Origin of the sequence: Rubritalea profundi (assembly GCF_002954445.1) — a bacterium.
In the GTDB taxonomy this organism is placed as follows: Bacteria; Verrucomicrobiota; Verrucomicrobiia; order Verrucomicrobiales; family Akkermansiaceae; genus Rubritalea; species Rubritalea profundi.
In genome coordinates this window covers 1,938,243-1,957,729 of sequence record NZ_MQWA01000001.1, presented here as the reverse complement: position 1 = coordinate 1,957,729, position 19,487 = coordinate 1,938,243, and the positions used below count along the sequence as shown (strand labels likewise).

The 19,487-nt window shown below is 47.7% G+C and carries 14 protein-coding genes; 5 read left to right on the top strand and 9 right to left on the bottom strand.

The window, feature by feature from the left end; all coding sequences use genetic code 11:
- Positions 1-16 precede the first annotated feature (16 nt).
- From BSZ32_RS08615 to BSZ32_RS08580, 8 genes are all read right to left on the bottom strand, one after another.
- Entirely contained in the window at positions 17-484 is a 468-nt protein-coding gene (locus BSZ32_RS08615) for a GAF domain-containing protein (RefSeq protein WP_105043062.1), read from the bottom strand.
- Between the two features lie 330 nt (positions 485-814).
- Positions 815-1,981, bottom strand: coding sequence for a prenyltransferase/squalene oxidase repeat-containing protein (locus tag BSZ32_RS08610; protein ID WP_105043061.1), 1,167 nt, complete (start codon positions 1,979-1,981; stop codon positions 815-817).
- A 9-nt stretch (positions 1,982-1,990) separates the two neighbouring features.
- Positions 1,991-3,328, bottom strand: a complete 1,338-nt coding sequence (locus tag BSZ32_RS08605; RefSeq protein WP_129589668.1) for a hypothetical protein — start codon at positions 3,326-3,328, stop codon at positions 1,991-1,993.
- Positions 3,329-3,531: 203 nt separating this feature from the next.
- Positions 3,532-6,861, bottom strand: coding sequence for a DUF4175 family protein (locus BSZ32_RS08600; protein WP_165788743.1), 3,330 nt, complete (start codon positions 6,859-6,861; stop codon positions 3,532-3,534).
- A gap of 57 nt (positions 6,862-6,918) precedes the next feature.
- A complete protein-coding gene (locus BSZ32_RS08595; protein WP_165788742.1) occupies positions 6,919-9,285 on the bottom strand; it encodes a hypothetical protein in 2,367 nt (788 codons plus the stop codon).
- Positions 9,286-9,543: 258 nt separating this feature from the next.
- Positions 9,544-11,766 carry a vWA domain-containing protein gene (locus BSZ32_RS08590; RefSeq protein ID WP_105043057.1) on the bottom strand — a complete coding sequence of 741 codons (2,223 nt, stop codon included), beginning with the start codon at positions 11,764-11,766 and terminating at the stop codon, positions 9,544-9,546.
- Positions 11,766-12,707, bottom strand: coding sequence for a DUF58 domain-containing protein (locus BSZ32_RS08585; RefSeq protein WP_105043056.1), 942 nt, complete (start codon positions 12,705-12,707; stop codon positions 11,766-11,768). Before BSZ32_RS08585 ends, BSZ32_RS08590 begins: the two co-directional genes overlap by 1 nt.
- Positions 12,708-12,711: 4 nt before the next feature.
- Positions 12,712-13,707 (bottom strand): AAA family ATPase, encoded by a 996-nt coding sequence (locus BSZ32_RS08580; protein ID WP_206018776.1) that lies wholly within the window; start codon positions 13,705-13,707, stop codon positions 12,712-12,714.
- Positions 13,708-13,913: 206 nt separating this feature from the next.
- Here BSZ32_RS08580 and BSZ32_RS08575 point away from each other — a divergent pair, with 206 nt between their 5' ends.
- The 3 genes from BSZ32_RS08575 (at position 13,914) to BSZ32_RS08565 (ending at position 16,064) form a co-directional block, all read left to right on the top strand.
- A complete protein-coding gene (locus BSZ32_RS08575; RefSeq protein WP_105043055.1) occupies positions 13,914-14,216 on the top strand; it encodes a sulfatase-like hydrolase/transferase in 303 nt (100 codons plus the stop codon).
- Positions 14,217-14,547: 331 nt separating this feature from the next.
- Positions 14,548-15,294, top strand: coding sequence for a polyamine aminopropyltransferase (locus BSZ32_RS08570; RefSeq protein ID WP_105043054.1), 747 nt, complete (start codon positions 14,548-14,550; stop codon positions 15,292-15,294).
- Positions 15,295-15,374: 80 nt separating this feature from the next.
- On the top strand, positions 15,375-16,064 hold the full coding sequence (locus BSZ32_RS08565) for a spermidine synthase family protein (protein WP_105043053.1): 690 nt from the start codon (positions 15,375-15,377) through the stop codon (positions 16,062-16,064).
- Positions 16,065-16,215: 151 nt separating this feature from the next.
- Here the strand turns inward: BSZ32_RS08565 and rlmF are convergent, their stop codons facing one another.
- Positions 16,216-17,175, bottom strand: a complete 960-nt coding sequence (gene rlmF, locus BSZ32_RS08560; protein ID WP_105043052.1) for a 23S rRNA (adenine(1618)-N(6))-methyltransferase RlmF — start codon at positions 17,173-17,175, stop codon at positions 16,216-16,218.
- A gap of 259 nt (positions 17,176-17,434) precedes the next feature.
- Between rlmF and BSZ32_RS08555 the strand changes: the two genes are divergently transcribed.
- On the top strand, positions 17,435-18,118 hold the full coding sequence (locus tag BSZ32_RS08555; RefSeq protein WP_105043051.1) for an ROK family protein: 684 nt from the start codon (positions 17,435-17,437) through the stop codon (positions 18,116-18,118).
- 157 nt (positions 18,119-18,275) lie between these two features.
- Positions 18,276-19,340: a fatty acid desaturase gene (locus BSZ32_RS08550; protein ID WP_105043050.1), complete on the top strand. Its 1,065-nt coding sequence runs from the start codon at positions 18,276-18,278 to the stop codon at positions 19,338-19,340.
- Positions 19,341-19,487: the final 147 nt, after the last annotated feature.

Sequence of the window (19,487 nt, the reverse complement as noted above, 5' to 3'; positions counted from 1 at the left end):
ATGTAGTTTGTTCAGCCTACAACGCCTGAGCTAACCAAGTTGCCACTTGATTGAGCTGAGAAATTTCCTCTGAAGAAAAGTCGTAAGGCTCCTGTAGGCCTATGCCAAATGTTCCTTTGAGTTCGTCCCCCTTGAGCATTGGAACCGCAATGGAGCCGGCTACTTTGGTCCTCTTAGCGTCCGGTCGCGCCACCCCTGAAGTATCCGTCTGAAGGTTGCACATCTCTACAGCTTCACGCTTCTCAGCGGCAGCTCCAGCGATCCCTTTCCCGATAGGTATCAAATTCACCTTATCCAGTAAGAACTCTGGGATCCCTTGCTGCGCCACAAGCTCTAGCAATTCAGTTTCCGTATTTAAACTGTGAATCGTCCCCGTGCTAAAAGAAAACGCCTCAAGTACGACGTCAAGGATCGCCTGATAGGCGCCTTCGGTAGAAAGATCTGCGGGATGGGCAATAAGTTTTTCAATCACTTTAGTATTCATATTAATTGTTACGCTCTAGACTAGGTAATTCTTACTCCAAATCCCTTCTCCAGATCAAGCTTGGTTCTCCCCTATATTTCTCTGTTCAAGTTGCGACAAGAACACCGAAATACGGCACACTTTTATTTCCTGCCTTTCTCCCTAAATCCTGCGCAAACATAGCCATGCGCGTGCCATTCTGCTCTGTCCCCCTATACATCACACCCCTATACATCAAAAAAATCCTACCCTATCAACTGGCCGATTTTTGGAAGTACCAATCCTCCTAACTTTGGATACCAATGCCCTGGAAGAAAATGAGGCTATTTGAAAGTGCTGCAAGATTGTTGGTTATCTTTGGTAGATTGGAAGAAGTTGCAGGGAGGGAGTGAGTGCAATGATTGCCAGAGAAGTTGAGTAAGCCGATCCGTAATGTGAGGCTGATCCAATATTTGGCCAAAGCCCAGAGGAACTTTGTTTGGGTAGGAGGTAACGATAGCACTCTTTCATGCATCGAGCCCAAAGAGCACCACCCATTTGAAATGAAGCCTGCGTCACGTAGTAACAAGTGTAGTAAGGGTAGTATTTCCCATCGTATGCGAGAAAAGATCGGCGGTAATCGGCACTAAATCTGCTAAGATAAAGACATGATTTTTTGAGAGCTGGATGGTTATGTTTTCCAGCAAGTGCAACACAAAGAGTACCAGCAGCGGTCATCACGAAGGAACTTGGTGTCGTGCCGATATACCGAAAGCCTCCATTGGAGTGCTGGTTTCCAATGACGTAGTGGGCGATGCGGTTCATGACCTTTTCCGGGACGTCAAACCCGGCATTACGAATCGAGCGCAGTGAAGCTGCATACCAACCAGTGACCGAGATATCGCTTTCGGTGTGATCGGTCCAGGGACGAGTGTAGCGGAATCCGCCATCATCTTGGGCAGTGCTTTTTCTGATGTCCCAGAGTTGCAGTGTACACTTGAGGCCATTCGTGATGCCTTGTCTGATTCGGAAAGCTCGTTGAGGCTCGGTTAGTCCGTAGACTTCCCCAAGCATTAGCATACAAATAGCGTGGCAATAGGTCTTTGAGGCACCACCTTGACCATAAAAGTCACCTCCTTGAGGTTTGGTGTTGATCAAAGGGTAGTTAATCTCCTGTTCCGCAAAAAGTCCGCTTTTCTTTTGGACGGCAAGGACGTAGTTTAACGCTTTGTCGAGTTGTTTACCGTAGGGTCCCTCGCCAGGTTTATGACCTCGAGAAAGAAATGCCATGATAGCAAAGGAGGTGATGGCTGGCTTGGCGTGGCCGACTGTACGGAAGCTCCCATCTTTCAATTGGAGCATCGCGAGAGCTTTCAGTCCTTTGTCCACACTGTAGGTCAGACTTTTAATTTCCTTGTCGGAGAGAGCTTGAGGAAGTGGATCAGAAGGAGCAATCAGGGAGAGAGGAGCCTTTTTAGTCTGGCCAAAACAGGAGCTCAGAGAGCAGATAAGCAGAGTGAGATAGATGAGAGTTTTCATGAATGTTCTTTATTGCTCTTTGTTGGCTTCGGCAACTTCACGGAAGTATTGCTGGATGGCTTCACGATATTCCTCGGGAATATCCGACTCAATATCTTGAGTCAAACTTTGTCTGAGTTCGCTCGCGAGCTTGTTCCAGGTCACTTGCCCATCGAATGACTGCGTCTGACGATTTTTCCAGGGAACAGCGACTTGTTTGTTGAGGCGTTCGGCGATGTTTTGACCTTTTTGGCTGGCCATTTGTTGCGCTTTAGCGGCAGCACGCTGAGCCTTTTTAGCCTGCTGTTTTTGCTTTGCACTGGCTTGCTGCATCTGGCGGCGCTTCTTTTCCATTTCCTTCTTTTTCTTTTCAGAAGTCTTCTCCCAATCCTGCTTCATCTTCAGATTTCTAGTTGTACCAAGGCCGAGACCCATCTTTTTTTCGTCTGACTGTCGGGCTTCTTTCTCAAGAGCTGCCAGAGCTTTTCTGAGGGCTTCTTCTATTTGCTCTTCGCTAGGGTCTTTTACTGGTTCGGCACCTTCTGGTGGAGACGGTAGTTCAAGTTTGTTCTTAGCTTTGACAAATTCGACGACCGCAAAGTCGAGTAGTTTGACTCCTTTTTTTAACAACTCTGCAGCTTTTTGCTGGTGAGGGATTGCATTTTTCAGCCCAGGACCTTGCAGGTGATCCACTACTTTTTTCTGCGTGGAGAGGAGATCTATTTCCATGATTTGACTGAGTTCTTCAATCGCTTCATCTCCTTTTTCAGAAACGCCACTCAACGAAGAAAGTTCGCCTGAAAGACCGAAAACGGCATCCGCAGTTTCGGCATTTAGTTCCTTTTGCAGTTGAGTAATGAATGCCTGGTAGTTTTTCTCTTCCAGATGGTTTAGGAGAGAGATGTTCGACTTTATCGACGGCAGCATGGCTTGATGATCTTTTAGTCGGATATCGGTGAAATCTGGATCAAGATTTTCAATTTTGCCATCCGAAAGGAGAGTCTTTGCTCGTTCACGATTTTTTTCGAGCTGTCCAAAAAGGCTCCTGATTCCCTCGATTTGATCGGCTGGTGTTTCAGCCATCTTTGCGGCGATATTCGAAATATCGGAGAAGGCCTTTGTTAGTTTTGCACGCTGTTCCTCAGAAGCGCCTTTAGGAATCCAAATTTGAGCATTCCCCATAGCATTTGTAGTTTGGCTAGAGAAATCCAAGAAACGTCCTTGTAAAATGATTTGGAGTTTCCATGGAAGAGCTTCTCCTTTACCAGACAATTCATGGGTGAATTTGGCGAGCAACAATTGCCGATTCCTTAGTCTTGAAAACTCCTCCCTATAAATGCCTCCGTTTTGTTGTCCGGAGGTGAGCATTTTCACACGCAGTTCAGGGTTCTCTTGCAGGAGCTTACTTAACCGCTTGAGGACTTCTCTTTTAAGTTTGAGTGAGGCAATGAGGCTTTGAACGTTTTGATCTGACAGCTCAGCACGGAGCGTCGGGTAGGGGTTGCCCGGTCATGTGCCACCTGGTGGCATGTCTTCGATTGTGAGGGTATGCATTTTTTTGAACTTATGGGTTAGGTCGCAATCTCCTCCATCTTTATCATCGATTCAAACTGGGATTCTGTTTTCTTTAGTAACGCGATGACCCAACGGAGTCGCTCATCGATTGAATCGAGTTTCTCTTTAATTAAGTCCGGCTTCGGATTATTCAGAGCCTCTTCCATTGCCTTGATCGCGGGAAGGAATCCATTCTCCACCATGGCCTTCGATTGCAGTCCGAAGAATGAGTATGGAGTGTCTGCGCTCAACTTTCTGAGCTGCTCTGCGCGGTTCACACCGTTTTTAAGAATCACGATCAACTTGGGAGAAACTTCGCGAGATGCCTTTTTCAAGCCCTCACCAGTGCGAGCCACATTTTTTTCTTTTAATGCATCATTAAAGCAAATTTTCGCGGTAAGCTGACGACCTTTTTGTGCGTTCTTTAATATCTCATCGAGGACTTCTTGAATTGCGATTTGCTTCTTTTTTAGACCGTCACCAGCGAGAAAGTGCTGTGCATATTCGTCTACGACTACTTCTGCAGGTTTGGATTTTGAGGGGGGCTGATTCTGGGTTATATCAAGTTTTCGCTTCTTAACCTGTTTTTCTGCGGGAGGAATGGCGGAAGGTCGATTATTCTCGTTACGGCTCTTTTCTTGTGCTTTGCCGATAGCATTTATTGCCTTGTCGATTTGTTCTTCGGCTTGTTGAAGTTGAGATGCTGAATTACTAGAACCAGTCGCTTGTTCAATAGATTGTTTGGTTTTGGCAATTGCCTGCGAGACGTCGTCTTTGACAGGGTCTGAGTCAAGCTCTTGGGCCATTTTCTGAAGATCATCGACTCGGTCGGAAAGATCCTCAAAGTTCTTGCGCTGTAGCCCCTGTAGCGCTTGTTGTCCTTGCTGTCCCGAAATTTTCTGTCGGATTGAATTAGCCTGCTGCTTTGCTGCCGACAATGCTGATCGAAGTTGTTTTAACTGTGACTGTTGACTAAGCTGATTTCCTATTTTTTGAACTGCTTTCTTTACTTCCTGATCTAGACGGTTAAGTGCGGTTTGTGCCCCTCTAATATTATTTCCGATTTCGCGTAGTTTGCCTGAAGAGACATTAGAGGACTTGCTATTACCAAGGCTTTTCTGTGCCTTAGCAATTCCAGTTTTCACGTCTTTCCACTGAGATTGGGCTCCTTCAGCCAGCGAATTAGCTGACTGATTTGCCTTCTCGAGGTGCCGGCGCGTTTTTGCCGTAGCGCCCGTTGTTGACGAGTCATCTTTTGCGGCTTGACTTCGCTGACCATTTTTTTGTGAAGACTTGAAGTCTCCATTCTGACCTTGTTTCTGTTGTGTATCTTTAATCTGAGCTTTGATGGCCTCTTTGTTAGATGACTCAGCATTGGTCAGTTGATTTTTAAGATCTCCTATCTTTGTAATCGCTTGCTGAAGTTCTGCTTTTTGTTGCTTGAGCTGTTGAATGGCAGAGTTCTCTTGGTCGGCCTTATTTTTGGCGATTTCCCCTTCAAGTTGGCGCCTCATTTCATCAAGTGCTTTACGTGCCTTATCGATTTCAGCTTCGCTGGCTTTGAGATCGCTTGTTGGATCTTGTGCTGTCTTTGAGTCCTCGAGTTTTTGATCTGCTTTATCAATCCCATTCTTCAGGTCTAGCGACTCCCTAGTGTTGTTATCTTGAAGCTGGTCGGCGTGTTTTCTTGCCTGGCTCAGATGCTCCTGAGTCTCTTGAGTAAGCTGCTTTTGATTTCCCCTGTTAGGTTTGAATTCTCCATTTGACAGCGCCTTTTCGTTTACCTCTTTGGCATTTCTGAGTTTTTCCTCAAGCTGCTTTATTTGGGCTAAATCTCGTTGGAGATCTCGTCTTTCCCCTTCCAGTTCATCTTGAGAGAGCGGTTGCGATGCCTGGAATGAAGCGGCCCCTCTTGAGTCAGTCACTTCGACTATATAAGTGAGCTTTGAGCCTTTTTTGATCGGTAGTTTACTGAGATCAAGAGATACAGAGGATTCCAGCTTCTTTGTTCCTTTTTGATAGGCAAGGTCGATTGGAAAGCTGAAGCTTTCTTTTGTTCCGTCTGGATTTGTGACCTCTGCTACTAACTGAGCGGCTTCGACTCCGTAGTCGTCAGTTGCTTGAAACTTAACATCAAGTTTTTCGTCGGCCTTCATCGCAAAAGTCTCCGTTTCTTTGAGAAGACGGACTTTGGGTGCTTTGTCGGCGAGTGAGATCAAGCTGATCTTAAATTTTGAGCTGAGATTGCCGACTTTTGAAGTCATCTTGAGATCAGCGTGGATAGTGTCAGCGAGACTCAGATTGTGGATGTAGGTTTTTCTTGCGCTACGAGTCAGGAATTCCTGAATTACTTTGCGGTCTATGCGCTTGTCGAAGGTAGCTTGAAGAATCTCTTGGTCCACTTTGATTTTAAAATCAACTTGGCTTCCTTGAGGTATTTTGAGTTGGCGGGGAAGCTTTGTCAGAGTCCATGGCGCAAGCTTTGTGTATGCTGGGGGGGAGATCTTGATCTGAGCACTGACAATCGAAGGCTTGTCAATGATGCTGACCTTTTGCCAATCGATCTGGGCATCACCAGCTTCGATTCGGTAAGAAAAGTCTTCGGACGCTTTTGAAACTATGTAGCTGACGTATCCGGTGTTTTTATCGATATCGACCCAGCGTTCTTCGATTGATCCGTTGGCCGAGCGTTCCTGGATTTTTGCTTGTACTGGGATTTTCCCGGAGATGGCAACTGCAATGGAAAAGTCCTGACCTCGTGGGTGAAAAACTTCACCCTCATTTTGAGTAAGTAGCGTAAGTGAGTTGTCGTTCCAGGGGTGAACAAGTCGATCCCACAACTTAGGAAATGATTGACCCGTTATGACGATGAGAGTTAAGAGTAGGGCAATTGACGCTGCAAAGGTGACCCCGGCCCAAGTGAATGAGCGGCTTTTGACTAATTGCGTCCCTCCGCTTTTGATTTTAAAATCATCGACCTGCTCTCCTACCGCCTTGAGTAACTCGGGGGAGTGGTTTGTTGAATCTTTCAGTTCCACCGAGGTTGTTAGTCGTTCCTGTAGGGCTGGGTTGACCTCATCGAGCCATTTAGCTGTTTCTGCTTGATCAGACTTAAACTTCATTTTCCCCCAAACCCATTTTAGAATAGCCATGAGGGATCCGAAGGCCGTCATCGTTAGAAGGAAACGCCACACTGGGGATTGGAACCCGAGTTTCCAGTCAATGAACATGGCAGCTACTGCGATCAAGAGAGCGGCGCCACCGAGAGCCAGAAAAAGATAGAGAAATCGAATGCGTATTCGTCGGCTCTTCTCTATCGAGAGTAATTCCAGGGATTTTGATGACAAAGTTGAGTGCTCGTGTTTCATGGTAGCTTGGTCGGGTTCAGTCAAATCAGGAGGAAATCAGGAGAGGCCGGTCAGTCGACGCAGAACCCATTCAGAGGCTGCGACAAGGAGAATGGTAATAAGAAACCACCACGTGTTCCAAAGAGGACGTTTTGATGTTCTCTTGAGTGTTTCGGGTTTTAGATCAAGAGCTTCGATCATGAGAGGAAGAGTTGCTGGGCTGATCGTGGCCGCAAGTGGGAGGTTGTTCACTTGGCTCCAAAATTGGGAGGGAGCAGCGGGTGTCTGTAGTTCCAGGGCTTTAATTCCTTCTCCAACCGTCAGCGTGACGGGATCTTGGTCAGGATTGAATTTTTGATCAGCTTCCAAAATTGATTGAATGGCTTCCCCTGAGTAGCCGAGCTGGTAGTTCCCTGGGGGGATGTCGCTAAAACGGACAAAGAAGTCTCCCGGTCGGTCGGCAATTGGGACGGGCTTCATTTCGGCGATGATCGTGCCCTCTTTGCTTAAGGTTGCGTTAAAGTTGCGGCTATTAAATGGCTCTCCGTATTCATTTCGAATTCGGAGACGTCCCTGGATTTCCTCACCCAACTTCCAGAACTGTCGGTCAAGTCTCGTCGCGATCAGGGTGTCGCTAAACCCAAAGCTATCGACACACATTCCACGAATCAATTGCCCCCAAAGTTTTGCATGATATTCGTCTCCAAATCGGAAGCGCAGGTGGTAAAGACAAGGGGCCGCAAAGTAGGCGATTCGACCGCTGCCATAGCGCTGTGTTGCGCAAAAATCGTAGGTTGTTCCATTTTCCTTATCAGTTGCGGTAAGGAGTGTGCGCGCAGACTCCTTTGCCTTGAGCCAAGGAACGAGAGTGTGTTGGGGCGTGACCTGGAAGATTGATTGCCAGACCTGTTGGGTTTGGCCGCGATTGAGGAGAACCATACGGTTGATGGGTTCATTGACAGGAGGGTGCACGATGAATGAGCCATGAATCACAGAGTCAGCAACCTTGGTCATGGGAATTAAAGGTTCTAAGGGGCCGTCAATAAAGCGAGCTGGCATACCGTTGGGACCAGCCATGATAATGAGGTTCCCTCCTTCGTTGACGTAGTTGGCAACAAGTTTTTGATGCACAGGAGTGAGGTATTCAGGAGTGAGGTCTCCGAGAATGACAAGATCATAGAGCTTCCATGACTTTAAGTCGAAGGGCAGTGTCATGGGTTGTTTGGGATTTTTTCCAGGGAAGCTGTGACTCGGTTGGAAGACGATGCTGCTCATCTTAATCGAGGGATCTCGATTAAAGAGGTTTTGAAGGTAACGCGTTTCCCAGCGCGGAAATGTGTCGGAAACCAAGACCTTGTAGTGGTTTTTGAGAACGGCACAGTCTAAGATATGCGTGTTATTTTGGAGGAGCTCATCTCCTGTAATCGGGGATAATTCGATTTCGAACTTGTGTGTGCCAGGGCCTGAGGCTTGCCATTCAAGATCGACTTGTAGATTTGTGCCGTCTCCTTTCAAGAGAACCTCTTTGCTTGCCAAGATTTCGTCCCCTTCTTTTAAAACAAGAGTTACTGTTTCAGGAGTAGTGTTCACAGAGGAAATCAGGACCGTTGCTATGAAGGTGTCTTTTTCTTGGATTCTCGAGGGGCAGACTACCGACTTGATGCGCGAATCGGGAAAGGTATTGGGGTCTCCAATCGGAAAAACGAGCAAGGGTTGGCTCAGGATATCATTGGAGAAATTCTTTTCCATATCACCTGAGTCAAAACCGTCGGTGACAAGCATCGAGAATTGTCTTCCTTTCGTGTGATCGCGTCTCCCGATGTTATTTAAGCTTTGGTATAGCTGAGTTTTAGCTACTCCGGTTCGATCCACCTCGAGAGTCTTATTAATATCTTGTCGAGAGAGTTCATTTGAGAATGTTGAGAACCGAAAGTCGTAGCGCTTTGAAAGATCTTCAAACATATTTTGCGAACCTTTGAGCCAATTATTAACGAAATTTATTCGAGGGGTTTGTTTTGATGCTATCGTGGCTGGCTTCTGCACAGCGATGATTCGCCGCAAACTACGAGCGGTTTGAGAAACGAGCTGTGATGAACGATTCAGGTCGATGAGGAAGTCATCCGAGTTGATGTCATTGAGGACACTTTTTGAAGACTCTAACGTTTTCAATGGCGCTTTGAGGAGTCTGGTTAATGAATGATTACTTTTGAGGGGGCTGAGTTTTACGCTAACCTGATTGAGAATTTCGAGGACGCTCTCGATCTCGGCATCGAAATATTTTGGAGATCCGCTAAGCTGGCGGGCCAGCAGATTGAGGCGAATCCGAGCGGCCTCAGTTAGAGTGAGAGCCTCGTCGAGTGGCTTTGGGTCTGAGAGACTCATCCAGACAGAGGTGTTTGGACCAGCTTCGTCGATGAGAGACATACTCTGTGAGACATCAATGGCCAGATTTGCAGAGACTGGGAGGAATTCTTCAATAGTTTTAACCGCTCGTGGTTGAGCAATCAAGATCCAGACCAACAGGCACAACATTGAGCGGAGAAAAAAAAGCGACCAGCGCGACAGCTTAGAGTGATCTTGGGTTTGCTGACGAAGAAGATAGAGGAAAAAAGCCATCGATAGCCCTGCCCCTAAGACGAGCATGACGGGAGGCAATGATGTTTCGATACTTGTCATTTCTTTCTAATAAACCGGCTTTAATTCGATCCTGCCTGAAGTGCTTAGTCGGCTTTTTGCTAGGCGGTGAGCAAGGATGGCTTCGACGAGGAAGAGCAACCCTGCCAAAATCGCAAACCAGATGGCTAACGACCATTTTCCTTTGTGTTCTTCCAATTCAGAGTTCTTTGAGCCGTAAAAGCTTCCGCTGATGAGTTGTTTTGCCTTGGTATCGGCGAGGGCGATGAGGTTCGATTCGTCTTCAGGTCGTTTGACTATAAATATCTGGGTAAGCTCTTTTCCATCAGCATCTTGGAGGCCTCTGATAGTGTAGCGACCTGGGAGAAAAGTATTTGCCGTTTGAAACTCGCCACTCAGCCTTTTAAGTTGTTCGGTTGAGCCATCGGGCCGGGTGATGATGAGAGCGATTTGATCATCGAGGGAGTTGAGGTTGGGAACTCGCAGGAGTTGACCTGGATCAAGGTTTTTTATGGAGATCCCATGCCCGACACATTCCCGAAGTGTCTCTCGCATGATTGGAACGAAGGTCTGGAGAATGGGGAGGTTCGTACTGCTCCGATTGAGATCGCACATTTGTAGAATGACTCTGCCAGGTTCTGCGGGAATGGAAAGTATGACGTGGTGCCCATCGGGGGTTTGAAGCAGCTTCTCATTATCGAGAAAATTGACCTCACTGAGCTGATGGAGCTTGGTGATTTTTGCCCGGGAGAGGTCGAGGTTTTTCGCGGCGATAGCATTGGCGTAGTCACTATTAGTAGAGGTCGCCGCAAGTCTCATGGGTTTCTTTTTGTCAGGGCTTTCCAGGAGTGTCGTCTGGCTTAGTGAGTCTAGATCTAGACTCTTCAATAATTGAGTTATCCACGAGGGGAGGGCTCCATCGCTCTGGCTCATCATGAGCCAGAGACCTCGGCCGGAGGCGACAAAATCTTTGAGTTGCTTGTAGGAAGCTGGAGGGAGGGAGTCAGCATTTGCAATAATTACGGCGAGATGGTCATCGAGCTGAGTCTTGACTAGATCTTTACTCCGAATGACTCGAGGCTTAAAGACGGAACGGCTCTGAGTGGGGGGAGCTTTTTTATCCTTAGGATTGCGTGATAGATGCCCCCCCATGGAGGCTACAATAAACTGCGATGGAAGGATTTGCCCCTTTTCTATTCTTTGCGTATCATCAACAATGAGAATCGGAAGTTGGGTGGTCGAAGATACCGCGAGGAAAGCGCTATTATCAGCCAAAAGTGGGTCATTAGCTACCTCGAGGCGACATTCGACAATCTGGCTTCCGGAGTCTTCAATGGAGAGAAACTGCTCAAGGTTAAGCTCGCTCTCAGGATGCAACTCTACGAAGTCCAACCGCTCTACCTCTCGATCATTAATTAGCCAGATCACGTTAGCATCGTAGATCCGATCTTCAGAGTAGTTCCGCAAAATCGCACGGAAGCGCTGCTTTGAGCCAGTCGCAATGGTGTCGCGGTTCGTCTCCAGTGACACGACTGCAGTTTGAGAGCCTCGATGGACAAAAAACTCCTCAAGATCAACGAGTTGCAGAGATATGTTTGGAGCATCTGAAACCCGCTTATCAATGGCACTCCATCGATCTTTTTCTTCAGCTTGCCATGAGCCTTCCTGTAGATCGTGTATGACGACTAGGTTGCGTTTCTTTTTTTCACTGTTTTCGGATGGAGAAGCTAATGCGAGGAGAATGGCTTTGGCGATGCTGTCCCCTCCTAGGTCGACCTGTTGCGTCTTAATTACTCTGGCAAGGCTTTCGCGGTTGTTCGGGGTGAGAGCCAGTGGTTCGTCTTTAAGCCAACGAATTTCTGCTCCAGCTAAGAGGACCCGAACGGTGGAGTGGTCTGGCAGCCCCTCAAGCTGATCTAATACAGCTTGACGGATCTGCTCTTGGCGAGGGACTCCATCTTGGCCCTTTGTCAAGGTCGACATGGAGATGTCCCAGATGAGGACGGTTTCCAGTTGAGAATCGGTGAAGAATTTTGAGATGAGGGGCTGAGCAAAGCTGAGAATAAGAAAGATGATCGCTAGAGTGCGAAGAAGAAGGAGTAGACGGTCACGCAGGCGTTGCCTTCTTGAGCTTGCGCTATTGATTGATTTTTTGAGGAAATCCATGGCACCCCACGCCAAGACCTTCGACTTTTGGCGGGTCAGAAAGTGGATGGCGACCGGAAGACCGACAGCCAAGAGACCTATAAGAAATATCGGAGAAAGGAACATTATTTCTTAACTCTGGATTGGCGCTCAATGAATTTCGTCAATGCAAAGCCGACTGGTTGATCAGTGACTAAGGGTTCGTAACCAGCTCGATTAGATAGGCAAATTTTACGCAGAAGTTCGACGTGATCCTCAACGGCAGCGCGGTAGGCTTCGGCCATTTCTTGAGGATTGGCATCGAGATACTCTTTTGATTCGAGGCTGACGAATCGGAAAGGGTTTTGATAATCGAAGGTAATTTCTTCGGGTGCCAGAGTTTGGATCAAATGGAAACGGTGTTTGCGGCCCGTGAGGAAAGCGAGTTCCGGTTCAAGGGTTTGAAGATCCAACAAGGCATCTGAAACAACGATCACTCTAGTCGGGTTTCGGAGACATTTCCCCAGTTGCCTTAGGCTTTCCGCAACTCGGGTTTCTCCTGATGCTGGAGTTCGGTAGAGAGTTTGTAAAATATGGCTGAGTTGTGTGCTCGAGGTTTTTGGCCAGAGGAGCCCGGGAGCCTCGTCCCCTGCAATAAGTAAGCCAACTGGGTCTCGTTCTTGAAGAATCGTTTTCGCGAGAAAGGCAACAACGGCTTGTGCAAAATGATACTTGGAACGGGTTGACTCGGCAAATGACATTGAGCCGCTTGCATCAACCAAAAAAACTGTTTCGAGGGTAGAGGGGTCGTCGTAAAGTTTAATTTCAAGGCGATCAGATCGGCCAACAATTCGCCAGTCGAGCCTCCGCACCTCGTCGCCGGGAGAGTAGCTCCGGTGCTCTGCGAATTCAGTTGTACCGCCACGGAGCCTGGCTCGATGAACACCAGTCTGCATCCCCCTTACACGCTGAGTGACCGGAAAACTTGCCTTTTTGAGGTAGGCCATGTCTTCTGGAGTGAGCCATTCCTCAAGAAGGTTGGTTTGGGGGGCTGGTCCTTTCCTTCGCCGTTGTTCAACTGAGCTCATTTGGCTAGAGTAGTTGAGAAATGATTTCTTCTGGAGTGATCCCCTCTGATTCGGCGTTGAATGTCAGAGCGACACGATGTCGAAGAATCGGATATGCCATCGTTTGGATATCTTCAGTTGTGGCATGTTGGCGGCCGTGCAGAACTGCCCTTGCTTTGGCGGCAGATGCGAGAAAGATGCCTGCACGAGGACCAGCACCAAATGCTATCTTATCTGCTAAGTCGGGAGGAATGTCGGCAGAATTGGGTCTAGATCTTCTCACAACTGTGGCTGCGTAATCTACGCATGTTTTGGAAATTGGAACCTTCCGGATGAGGCGTTGCATGTCTTCTAGCTCTTTGCCCGTGATGACAGGAGTTAGAGTGATCGAATCCTCACTAGAGGCCTTCTCAATGATCTTGGACTCGTCTTCAGCATCTGGGTAGTTAAGCAGAATCTTGAGCATAAAACGGTCAAGCTGAGCTTCAGGAAGAGGGTAGGTGCCTTCCTGTTCGATGGGGTTTTGGGTCGCTAAGACAAAGAAAGGTTTGGGTAGTGGATGAGTGGTTTGACCAATGGTGATTTGTCTTTCTTCCATAGCCTCGAGGAGAGCACTCTGGGTTTTGGGAGGAGTCCGATTCACTTCGTCTGCCAAAACGAGGTTGCCGAAGAGAGGTCCCTGTTGAAAGCGGAAGAAGCGTTCACCTGTTTCCATATCTTGCTGAAGAACTTCAGAGCCGGTGAGGTCGCCAGGCATAAGGTCTGGAGTAAATTGAACCCTTTTAAAGCTGAGATCGAGAAGAGAGGCTATTGATGAAATGAGCTTGGTTTTAGCCAGGCCTGGAGCACCCTCCAGAATACAGTGTCCCTTGCACAGGAGGGTGATTAAAATCTGCTCTATTTCCTCATCAAGTCCAATAATAACCTTGGAGAGTTCAGTTTTAATGCGGCCAAATTTCGTTAGAATATTTTGGGTGGTCTCAAGGTCTGAGTCCATCGGTGCTTTTTCTTTTGTTAACATTGAGAGGGTAATAGTGTAGGTGCTGGATAAAGGCAAAAGTCGCGGAATCAAGAATTACTCCGGAGACTAATCATACTAACGTTTTAGCGGCTGAAATTTGTCTTAATTATTTTATTTTCTGGAGGAAAATAGGCAATTTTGAGGGCAGCACAACATTTTTTCTGTGGAAATTGCACTAGAGTAAAGAACAAAGTCCTCCGCTAAGTTTGAGTCATAACCCCGACAAGCAAGGGTTTGAAGAACCTATTATTACCTTTAACCCAAAACCGAAGCTAAAACAGCCGTGGCAGACGCAAGAAAACGACGGGCATAATGTCGCTTTGATCACTAAAAAATCCTTAAATTTTATTGATCGTAATAAGGATGAGCCGTTCTTTTTGATGGTCAGTCATAACAGTGTCCACGATCCGATGATGAAAAAAGCTGCGCTGATCTCCAAATACCGTGCCAAATCAGGTGTCGATATACCCGAAATACCGCCGTGGTTGCGGCGAGGATTGAAACCCTAGATGCAAGTGTTAGACGTTTGCTAGAAAAATTAGATCAGCTGAATCTACGTGAAAATACCCTCATGGTTTTTTCAGCGATATTGGCGGTCATTAACTGATTGAATGGTTTGAATAAAGATTATTAAAATCGGGATCTCATATTGAACTTTATGATTTAGACAATAATCTGGAAGAAACCCATGATTTGGTATCGAGCAAACCATAGGTAGCGAATGTATATAACGTTTCACAGAAGTTGTCTGAAAAGTTAAGCTCGTACTAGAGATCTGCCCCGTGATACGCCTCACTTTTATTTTCTGCCTTTCTACCTAAATTGTGCCTAAACATGCCTATGCTCGCACGTTTTGAAGAACTCGATTTCCGCCCCACTCCACTAGGTGACCTCGTCCTGCGCCGCCGGACGATGACGACTCTGGATAACCTCGAACTCTACGAAATCTTACTTGGCCCCGAGTTCTTGATGTCGAGCTTGTTCACCGAAGTCGAAGAACAACTCTCACACCGCGGTCTAGAGGCTGCTTCTACAGTATTTCCTGGTGAAAGCCAGTTAGACGTGGTGGTTGGCGGACTTGGGCTCGGGTACACTGCCAGAGCAGCACTCGAGCACGACTCGGTACGCTCGCTGGTTGTCGTAGATTACCTAGAGCCGGTTATCGAGTGGCACCAGCAAGGGCTCGTCCCACTCGGCAAAGGCCTCACTGCTGATCCACGCTGTAGCTTCGAACACGGCGACTTCTTCAAACGCGCACACGCAAATGACGGCGAACTCAGCTTTGACCCCAGCGATAACGACAAAAAGTTTCACGCTATCTTGTTAGACATCGATCACACTCCTGAGTTTCTCCTGCACGACAGCCATGGCTCATTCTATCAACCAGACGGTTTGAGAAAGATGGCCGAGAAAATCCACCCAGGTGGCATTTTCGCACTCTGGTCAGACGGCTACCCGATCGAGGCATTTGAAAAGAACCTCGCCGAAGTCTTCCCACACTGCGAGTCCCACGTCGTCCACTTCCATAACCCCATCATGGGTGGCGAATCGACAGGCACTGTCTACGTGGCAAAGACGCATGCTTAAGAGCATTTTCATGCCTATTGAATCCAAGCCCAGCGACCTCTAGGCTTGTTCATCTTGAAATTTTAGTGAAGCTTGCCGCCATGAAGCCTTACACGAACCTCGGCGAATCAAAAATGGCTGACGGCACCGTTTTCTCTCTGCACAAGCACGACGGGAACTTTTACCTAAAATACAACGGTTTCGAGCTAATGAGTACGGCCCTGACCTACTCTGAGCAGATGCTGTCCGAGATTGGCTGCGCAGACATCCTCGAAGGCAAGGCTTCACGCCCACATCACCCAAAAGTGTTGATTGGCGGGCTAGGACTCGGCTTCACCCTCAAGCGTGCGCTCGAACTCGTCGGCAAGCCTGCGACGGTAGAAGTCGCTGAGTTGATGACTCCGATCATCGAGTGGAACCGTACATTTCTAGTCGAACACAACGGCCCTTTGCTCGAGGATCCGCGCACCAAGATCACTCAAGGCGATTTCTTTGACATCCTCAACAGTAAATCGAAGGGCAGCTATGATGCGCTCCTTCTGGATATCGACAATAGTCCTGACGATTTGATCACTGAAGGCAATGACAAGATGTATTCTCCGAATTTCCTCGCAAAAATAAAAGACGTCCTGACGCCAAATGGTTGTGTCACTTACTGGCTTGCCGAACCCGCTCCTAAATTTAAGAAACTCTTGGAAAAAGCAGGGTTCGAAGTCGAAGCGCACCCCGCTAAACCACACGAGAAGTCGAAGCGATCAAGACACTGCATCTACCTTGCACGCCAAAGGTAGTGACCTCATAAATAGGCTGGCTAACTGCGAAAACCCCGAAAGCTCAGCCTGTGGATTCCAGGTAGAGCGATGTAAAGCCACACGCAGTCCAGAAAAGTAGCTTCGTCCTGCTTTCGTACGTTTTAGCATTTTTCGCGGTAAATCCATTTCATCAGCCCACGAAGGTCCACGCGAGGATGCGAGTGATCTTGTTTCCCTGCTTCATCTCAATCTCTTTGATCTCTGTTGCATCCAGCTTTCTCAAAAGCTTGATCGAGGGTTTGAGGTTCTCACTTTTTGAAACTAGTGTGGTGAACCAACGGCATTGTTGGGCAAAAATCTTACTCTCTTTCATCATTCTCTTGAGGAATCTAATCTCTCCTCCAGCACACCAAAGTTCCGCTTTTTGACCTCCAAAATTCAAGGTCGTCTCGCCTTTTGTTGGGCTCTCTTTCCGATTATTTGCGAGATTAGCGAGTTTTTTGCGACTCCCTTTAAGCGCCTCCTCAAGTGAGGCATGGAAAGGTGGGTTGCATACGCTCACATCAAAGCGCTCACCCTCTTGAATAATCCCTCCGAAAATGTGACCTTTGTCACCCTGTAATCGGAGTTCTAAAAATGCCTCTAATGAAGGGTTTCTGCGTACTATTGCGGCCACATTATCGAGCGACAAAGGATCAATATCACTGGCCACACAGTGCCAGCCGTTCACTTGGATAGCCAACAGGGAATAGATTCCGTTCGCCCCAGTGCCGATATCTAGCAATTTGACTGGAGAACCTCCAGATCGTGACTTTCCACCCAAGCCACAGTCCCTCAACAGATCTGCAATATAGTGAATATAGTCAACGCGGCCAGGGATGGGTGGACAAAGAAACCCCTCAGGAACATCCCAGCCCATAATCCCATAATGATGCTTCAGTAAGACCGCATTCAATGCTTTGACCGCCGCGGGGTTCGCGAAATTTATCGATTCGCCTCCATGCTTGGTAGTTTCCAGATAGCCGCCTAGAGCTGGGTGCGACACGATCAAGCCAGGCAGGTCATACCCTTCATTGTGTAGATTGCGTGGATGAAGTTCCCCTCTACTCTCCTTCGCTCGTTTCACTTTCTTTGATACTCTTTTTTTCACTCGATTCTCTATCCTTTCATTTCCACACTACACACAAAACAATGTTATACTAACTAAACTCGCAGACACGAGAGTAACTCAAGTGGCGAGGGCTGACGGCTATCATAAAGATAGTTTTTTGACCACTCAAGCACTCGTCAAATTCGCCCATTTGTGGTGAAATTTGCTTTATCACCTATTCTATTGAGCTGACAGGTTATTACTCCAAAAATTTCAGTATTGCCCAGACCCCTCATATTTTTGTAGCCTATGCACTGTTATGGCCTCAACATCCATCCCAGACCCAAAACGCATTCTTGTCGTCGACATAGGAGGAACAAACATCAAACTCCTAGCCACCGGCGAAGAGAAACGCCTCAAAATCCCCTCTGACTCAGATCTCACACCAGAGCGTCTCGTTCAACAAGTCTTGGAAGCTACCAGCCATTGGCAATACGATGCCATCTCTGTGGGCTGCCCCTGCGTAGTGAGTCGCAACAAACCGACCAAAAACCCACACAACCTAGGTTCCGGATGGATCGGGTTCAACTTTGAAAAAGCATTCGGTCTCCCGACCAAGGTCATCAATGATGCAACCATGCAGGCCATAGGTTGCTACAAGGCAGGCACCATGCTCTTCCTTGGATTCGGCACTGGCCTAGGAACCACTCTTATTAAAGATAACACACCAGTCCCACTAGAAGCCGGTCACCTGCCCTACCGAAAGGAACGCAGTTTCGAAGAATATGTAGGTAAAGCGGGGCTTGAACGCCTCGAGCTGAAAAAATGGAACCACCATGCTCTTAAAATCATTGAGATCCTCCGCCACGCCTGCAATGCCGAAGATGTTGTCCTCGGTGGCGGCAACGCCGAGCTAATAGAAGAACCCCCTATCAACACCCGCCGCGTAGACAACCACGCCGCCTTCAATGGTGGGTTCCGCCTGTGGCAAGAGAACTGGTAAGATCGGCACCCTCTCGACTGCCCTACCTTTTTTCCAGAACTAGACGATTGCCGAAAATCGTTCCAGCTTTGGTAGAGTCACCAACCAGAGTTATTTAGCGGTCATCACGCCTAAAATTCACCTTATTTGTCGGTATTTGTTTGCAGATGAGTAAAAGATGGACGAGAAGACTATTCTAGTGAGCAACGAAACCACCATTGATAAAGCCGAAGTCTACAAGGATGCTAAAGTCTGGCGGAAGATTGTGGTGAAGCACCAAAAGCCAGATCTGGCGAAAGCTAGTTGGCAGCTAATCAACACATTCGTTCCCTTTTTGGCTACTTGGGTGGCTATGGCTTTCGCCTACGATTATTCGATTTGGTTGACAATCCCACTGATACTTCTTGCTGGCGGGCTAGGCGTCAGAATCTTCATCATCTTCCACGACTGCGGCCACCAATCATTTTTCAAATCACGTAAAGCCAACGACTTCCTGGGCTACCTATTAGGTGTCCTATGCTTCACCCCATATAGGTTTTGGCACTGGGAGCACAAGATCCACCACTCCACGACTGGTGACCTCGACAGGCGCTCTGTCGGAGATGTCTGGACAATGACAATCAAAGAATACGAAGCGTCGTCTTGGCTGATGCGTGCGCTCTACCGCTTCGTTAGGAATCCATGGATTCTATTCACCTTCTCCCCAATCGCCCTCTTTTTCATTTGGCAACGTTTCTCCACAAAACGGGCGAGCATGAAAGACCGACTTTCTGTACTGTGGACCAACATTGGCATTGCCGCCATGATCGCCGCAGGTTGCTCTATTTTAGGCTGGGAGAAGTATCTCATTCTCCAGTTCTCTGTCAGCTGTGTCACCAACACCGTTGGGGTATGGCTCTTCTATGTGCAGCACCAATTCGAAGATGTCTATTGGGCGCGCAATGAGGAATGGAATTTTGCAGCCGCAGCACTTGAAGGAAGTTCCTTCTACAAATTACCTAAAGTCCTTCAGTGGTTTTCGGGGAATATTGGCTTCCACCACATCCACCACCTTAGCTCGCGTATCCCAAATTACCGACTAGAAGAATGCCACAACTCTGAGCCCATATTCCAAGAGGTTCCTCCGATGACTTTACGCAGTAGCTTGGCATGTTTGAAGTATCGATTACACGACGAGGAAAATGGTCGATTGGTTGGCTTCAGCTACCTTAAACAGCACCGTATGGCTCAGGCTAAAGGATAGATTGCCCGCATTCACCTAGCAAAGGACATATTCCTAGCAGACCACACTACACGGCAATTTTTCATACAGAGTTACCAGAATTTCTCAAAATGGGATTATGATGCATCAAAGCTCATCATGCCAGAGTCAATAACCACTCTCTCCTTC